Raw genomic sequence first — 6,064 nt, 5'->3', positions numbered from 1 at the left:
TATATGAGTTTCAGCTTCTAGTCTTATGCACGAGTCTATCTTTTATTAGATAAAGTTATCACCATAAGTTCTGAAGAGCCGATGAATTTTGATTTGCAGCAACTGATTAAAACCTTTGGCTATTTGGGGGTTTGGGCTATTGTGTTCGCAGAATCCGGATTGCTGTTCGGTTTTTTTCTGCCGGGAGACAGTTTGCTGTTTGCTGTGGGAATTGTGGCGTCGGGGCCAAACTCTATGAATATTTGGACGCTAATTTTTGGGTGTTTTGTCTGCGCGGTGGCTGGCGATAATGTTGGCTATGCAAGCGGACACCGTTGGGGCCGTCGCTTATTTAACAAGGAAGATTCGTGGCTGTTTAAGAAAGAATATTTAGAAAAAACAGAAAACTTCTACGAAAAACACGGTCAAAAAGCAGTTGTATTGGCGAGATTTATGCCAATTGTCCGCACTTTTGCCCCGATAGTGGCGGGAGTGGCGGCAATGAAATACAAAACTTTTATGTTTTACAACCTGATCGGCGGGTTTTTGTGGACGGTGGGGCTAACGCTGCTTGGTTATTATTTGGGAAAGATGATTCCGCCGGATAAAGTAGATGAATATTTACTGCCGATTGTAGGCGCAATAATTGTACTTTCTTTTGTGCCTTCGATTATTCATATAATTCAAGAACGCCGCGCTCATAAAAAAGATTGAGTCGGCTAGAGAGGATTTTTTGAGTCTAGCAGTGCGGGTTACTCCATCTAGTCGAACACAATCCAAATTTAAGATTAGCACCGGGAGGATCCCCGATCAAGTAAAATCACAGCACTTGCCTGCCGATGGCTTAATCTGCTAAAACTAACAAAGTTTGATGATTTCTGAGAAATAACATACATGGTTGCTACATCCGTCAAGATTAAACACGAAGTCAAAGACTTGTCCCTCGCCCCCTTGGGAAAGCAACGCATCGAGTGGGCCGGCCGGGAAATGCCCGTTTTGCGGCAAATTCAAGAACGCTTCGCTAAAGAAAAGCCTTTCGCTGGCATTCGCTTGGCTGCTTGCTGCCACGTAACGACAGAAACCGCTCATTTGGCAATCGCCATCAAACTCGGCGGTGGCGACGCCGTACTGATCGCCAGCAACCCCTTGAGCACTCAAGATGACGTAGCGGCTTGCTTAGTTGAAGACTACGGCATTTCCGTCTTCGCCCTCAAAGGAGAAGACGCAGCTACCTACGAACGTCACGTCTACACAGCCCTAGACCACCGCCCCCATATTATCATCGACGACGGCAGCGACGTGGTAGCGGCCCTGATCCAGCACCGCCCGAACCAAATTTCCGACTTAATTGGAACTACGGAAGAAACTACCACAGGCATCGTGCGCCTGCGAGCAATGTTGAAAGACGGTGTGCTGACTTTCCCAGCAATGAACGTCAACGACGCCGACACCAAGCACTTCTTCGACAACCGTTATGGCACCGGTCAATCTACCCTAGACGGCATTATCCGCGCTACCAATATTTTGTTAGCCGGTAAAAATATTGTGGTTGCAGGTTACGGTTGGTGTGGCAAAGGCACGGCACTGCGCGCCCGTGGTATGGGTGCTAATGTAATTGTCACCGAAATCGATCCGATTCGGGCGATCGAAGCAGTGATGGACGGTTTCCGCGTGATGCCGATGGACGAAGCAGCAACAGTCGGAGATATATTCATTACGGTTACCGGCAACAAACACGTCATTCGTGCCGAACATTTCGAGACAATGAAAGACGGCGCAATTGTTTGCAATTCCGGTCACTTCGACATTGAAATTGACCTCAAATCCCTCGGCGCAAAAAGCACCGACGTGAAAACAGTCCGGTCTTTCACTCAAGAATATCACCTCAATAATGGCAAGTCGGTTATTGTGTTGGGCGAAGGTCGTTTGATCAACTTGGCAGCAGCCGAAGGACACCCCAGCGCCGTGATGGATATGAGCTTTGCTAACCAAGCTTTAGCCTGCGAATATCTGGTTACGAACAAAGGCAAACTAGAGCCTGGTATTCACTCAATCCCCGTGGAAGTTGACAAAGAAATTGCCCGTCTCAAATTGGAAGCAATGGGTATTCACATTGATACCTTGACTGCCGAACAAATTGAGTACACAAACTCTTGGACTTCGGGTACTTAATCATCGTTTATCATTCCCGGGATCGGTCGGGGAATATTCTCGTTTATCGTTCCCGGGTTCTGCCTGGGAATGAATACAAGGAGGCTCTGCCTGCTGTATTTGGAGTCCAGACAGAGCCTCTAGATATGCCTTGCCCGGCTCTGCGGGGGAACGAGCAAAAACGAGAAAAATACAAAGTACACATTACCTATTGAATCAAAATGGTTGAATGGATAACTCACACAATGCAGTCGATGGGCTATCTCGGAATTGGGCTGTTGATGTTTTTAGAAAATCTTTTCCCGCCCATACCCTCAGAATTGATTATGCCGCTGGCAGGATTCACGGTATTCAAGGGCGGAATGGAGTTTTCACCGGCGATCGCAGCAGGAGTAATCGGTACAGTTCTTGGCGCGCTTCCCTGGTACTATGCCGGTAAATTATTGAGCGAAGAACGCTTGAGGAATTTAGCCGACAAATACGGCAAGTGGATCGCAGTATCGGGTGCCGATATTGACAAAGCAAATAGATGGTTTAACAGACACGGCAACAAAGCCGTGTTTTTGTGTCGCCTCGTACCGGGAGTTCGTACCCTGATTTCCCTGCCCGCTGGCATCAACAATATGCCTTTAATTCCTTTTTTACTTTACTCAACAGGCGGCACTCTTTTGTGGGTGAGTTTCCTGACTTTTGCCGGATATAAACTCGGGGAAAATTATGGACTTGTAGATGAGTATCTGGATCCGGTTTCCAAAATAGTTGTGGTGATTATTGTTATTTGGTTTATTTTGTGGGTTATCAAAAAGAATATGCAGAAGGAAAAATATCGCAAATAAATGCAAATTTTGTGAAAATAATCTGCGTTGATTCGCGTTCATCTGTGGCGAGAATCACCATTTTGACCCAGCCCAAAAACGAATACAAGTTTCCTACAGGAGTCGTGAGCGACCCCAAGTTTTAGACCCTAGTTCAAGGTCCCAGATGAATCAGTGGAGTAGATCTCAAATCTCAAATCCACTGACTCACTTCCAGCATATTCCCAACATTAGCGCTGAAAGAGAGAGCTTCATATTTGATAGAAACTTCTGCTATCTTTGCTACTTTTTTAAAGTTACTTTTAAATTTACGATGGCCCAAAAGTCACAGTGACCGGCAGCCGAGCTCCGAAAAATCAAACTTAAATTTATACAAATATTTAGGATTGGTTGAGGTTTAGGCAGATAATCGTGGCAAAATAGGGAACATTGCTATCCGCGCTGTTAAGATATGTACGAAAAGATTGTAGCCCCGACAACTGGTTCTAAAATTACTTTCAAAGATGGTTCGCCGATCGTCCCCAATGACCCGATTATTCCCTTCATTCGCGGCGACGGTACTGGTGTGGACTTGTGGCCGGCATCCCAGAAAGTCATGGATGCTGCGGTAGAAAAAGCTTACGGCGGCAAGCGGAAAATTAACTGGTTTAAGATTTATGTAGGCGACGAAGCTTGCGATGTCTACGGTACTTACCAATATTTGCCGCAGGATTCCTTAGACGCCATCAAAGAATACGGAGTCGCCATCAAAGGGCCACTGACAACCCCAATCGGGGGTGGCATTCGATCGCTCAACGTAGCTTTGCGGCAAATCTTTGACCTTTACGCCTGCGTGCGGCCCTGCAAATATTATGATGGAACCCCATCGCTGCACAAAACTCCTGAACTGCTAGACGTAATTATTTACCGGGAAAATACAGAAGATATTTACCTGGGAATTGAATGGCCCAAAGGCAGCGAAATCGGCAAAAAATTGATTGAATATCTCAATAATGAGTTAATTCCAGCCACACCAGAACACGGCAAAAAACAAATTCGCCTCGATTCTGGAATAGGAATTAAACCAATTAGCAAAAGCGGTTCTCAACGTTTAGTACGGCGCGCCATTACCCACGCTTTGCGCTTGCCAAAAGAAAAGCAGCAAGTAACTTTGGTGCACAAAGGCAACATCATGAAATACACCGAAGGAGCTTTCCGAGATTGGGGTTACGAATTAGCAACCACCGAATTTCGCGCTCAGTGCGTGACTGAAAGAGAGTCTTGGATTCTCGGCAACAAAGAAAAAAATCCTGACATTACCTTAGAAGACAATGCCCGTCAAATAGATCCGGGATACGATGCTTTGACGCCCGAAAAACAAGCCAAAATTCGTCAAGAAGTCGCCGACGTTCTGTTTGCAATTTGGGACAGTCACGGCAGCGGCCAGTGGAAAGAAAAAATTATGGTCAACGACCGAATTGCTGACAGTATTTTCCAACAAATTCAAACTCGACCGGGCGAATATTCGATTTTGGCGACCATGAATTTGAACGGGGATTATTTGTCCGATGCGGCGGCAGCAATTGTCGGCGGATTGGGCATGGGCCCCGGCGCGAATATTGGTGATGAATGTGCAGTTTTTGAGGCAACTCACGGCACTGCACCGAAACACGCCGGTTTAGATAAAGTCAATCCGGGCTCCTTGATTTTGTCCGGGGTGATGATGTTAGAATACATGGGATGGCAGGAAGCCGCAGATTTGATTAAGAAGGGTTTGGGAGCGGCAATTTCTAACGGTGAAGTTACTTATGATTTGGCGAGGTTGATGGAGCCGCCGGTGCGTGAGTTGAAGTGTTCGGAGTTTGCTGAGGCCATTATTAATCACTTTGCTGATTAGGTTTTAAAGATTTTTTAACCGCAGATAAACGCCGATAAGATTGGTAATATCTTTGTCTGTCTGCGGTTAAAAAGTTGCTATTTTTGCAGTTCGGGAACAGCCATGCCGCGCTCAACGGCGGGACGCTTCTGCATGGTTTCTACCCAACGTCTGAGATGGGGATGGTTGTCGAGGGTTAATCCTTGAAATTCGTAAATAGCAACCCAGGGATAGGTAGCCATGTCGGCGATGGAATAGTCGCCGCAGATGTATTCGTATTTTGCTAGTTGAGTGTCTAATACTCCGTAGAGCCGCAAGGTTTCTTTTTCGTAGCGCCCAATGGCATAGGGAATTTGTTCGGGTGCAAAGCGTTTGAAGTGGTTGAGCTGACCAAACATCGGGCCGACGCTGGCCATTTGAAACATCAGCCACTCCATAACTTGAAAGTATTTTTGTTTGTCGGTGGGCAGAAATCTGCCTACTTTTTCGGCTAGATAGATCAGGATGGCACCTGACTCGAAGACTGTGATGCCGTTATCTCGATCAACTATCGCCGGAATTTTGCTGTTGGGGTTGATGGCGATGAACTCTGGGCTAAATTGGTCGTTTTTTGTGATGTCGATGACGTGCACGTTGTAGGGTAAACCTATTTCTTCGAGCATGATCGAGACTTTGCGGCCGTTCGGTGTGGTAAAAGTGTAGAGGTCAATCATAGTTGTGATGTTAAGTTGAAAGTTGGCAAGGCAGGAAATAACCCGATATATTATCACAATTTGGACGAGAATTGCGGATTTTTGCTTTCTTGTGTTATTCTTATATTCTAATAATATAAGAATAACGATAGCTCGAAATGGACATTATTGAAATTCTCAAAGACGATTATCAAAGATTTCCCGATAATCAGACTTACAACATTTACGCCAAAGATGTTTATTTTGAAGACCCAGTGAATCGATTTACAGGAATCGAGCGCTACCGCAAAATGATCGGGTTTATGGGGACTTTTTTTCAGGATATAAATCTCGATTTGCACGGGATTTCCCAGTCGGAAGATACTATAGAAACTCGCTGGACGCTGAGCTGGATCGCACCGCTACCTTGGCAACCGAAAATGGCGATCGCCGGTAGGAGCGAACTTAAACTCAACAGTGATGATTTAATTGTTTCTCACATCGATTACTGGAACTGTTCGAGGCTGGATGTGCTCAAACAACTTGTATTTCCCCTGAAAACTAATGTTTGACAATTGTTCTTAGGTTTTTTA

Annotated in this window: 6 protein-coding genes; 5 read left to right on the top strand and 1 reads right to left on the bottom strand. The window is 45.6% G+C overall.

Going from position 1 to position 6,064, the window contains the following annotated elements; translation table 11 throughout:
- Window positions 1-81 precede the first annotated feature (81 nt).
- The 4 genes from QUA40_RS06940 (at window position 82) to QUA40_RS06925 (ending at window position 4,821) form a co-directional block, all read left to right on the top strand.
- Complete coding sequence (locus tag QUA40_RS06940) at window positions 82-693, top strand: VTT domain-containing protein (RefSeq protein WP_333123201.1); 612 nt, start codon at window positions 82-84, stop codon at window positions 691-693.
- 180 nt (window positions 694-873) lie between these two features.
- Complete coding sequence (ahcY, locus tag QUA40_RS06935) at window positions 874-2,151, top strand: adenosylhomocysteinase (RefSeq protein WP_333123198.1); 1,278 nt, start codon at window positions 874-876, stop codon at window positions 2,149-2,151.
- A gap of 200 nt (window positions 2,152-2,351) precedes the next feature.
- The gene (locus QUA40_RS06930; protein WP_333123196.1) at window positions 2,352-2,966 is read left to right on the top strand and encodes a DedA family protein; all 615 of its coding nucleotides are present in this window, start codon (window positions 2,352-2,354) and stop codon (window positions 2,964-2,966) included.
- A 430-nt stretch (window positions 2,967-3,396) separates the two neighbouring features.
- A complete protein-coding gene (locus QUA40_RS06925; RefSeq protein WP_333123193.1) occupies window positions 3,397-4,821 on the top strand; it encodes an NADP-dependent isocitrate dehydrogenase in 1,425 nt (474 codons plus the stop codon).
- A gap of 77 nt (window positions 4,822-4,898) precedes the next feature.
- On the opposite strand, the gene QUA40_RS06920 is transcribed toward QUA40_RS06925, so the two are convergent.
- On the bottom strand, window positions 4,899-5,513 hold the full coding sequence (locus QUA40_RS06920; protein WP_333123191.1) for a glutathione S-transferase N-terminal domain-containing protein: 615 nt from the start codon (window positions 5,511-5,513) through the stop codon (window positions 4,899-4,901).
- A gap of 137 nt (window positions 5,514-5,650) precedes the next feature.
- Here QUA40_RS06920 and QUA40_RS06915 point away from each other — a divergent pair, with 137 nt between their 5' ends.
- Window positions 5,651-6,043 (top strand): DUF2358 domain-containing protein, encoded by a 393-nt coding sequence (locus QUA40_RS06915; RefSeq protein ID WP_333123189.1) that lies wholly within the window; start codon window positions 5,651-5,653, stop codon window positions 6,041-6,043.
- Window positions 6,044-6,064: the final 21 nt, after the last annotated feature.

Source organism: Microcoleus sp. Pol11C3, from assembly GCF_036701485.1.
GTDB lineage: Bacteria > Cyanobacteriota > Cyanobacteriia > Cyanobacteriales > Microcoleaceae > Microcoleus.
This window is presented reverse-complemented; position numbering and strand designations above follow the sequence as displayed.

Coding starts and splice junctions, on each gene's coding strand:
- QUA40_RS06920 (WP_333123191.1), bottom strand. CDS start 5,513: ATGATTGACCTCTACACTTTTACCACACCGAACGGCCGCAAAGTCTCG.
- ahcY (WP_333123198.1), top strand. CDS start 874: ATGGTTGCTACATCCGTCAAGATTAAACACGAAGTCAAAGACTTGTCC.
- QUA40_RS06915 (WP_333123189.1), top strand. CDS start 5,651: ATGGACATTATTGAAATTCTCAAAGACGATTATCAAAGATTTCCCGAT.
- QUA40_RS06925 (WP_333123193.1), top strand. CDS start 3,397: ATGTACGAAAAGATTGTAGCCCCGACAACTGGTTCTAAAATTACTTTC.
- QUA40_RS06940 (WP_333123201.1), top strand. CDS start 82: ATGAATTTTGATTTGCAGCAACTGATTAAAACCTTTGGCTATTTGGGG.
- QUA40_RS06930 (WP_333123196.1), top strand. CDS start 2,352: ATGGTTGAATGGATAACTCACACAATGCAGTCGATGGGCTATCTCGGA.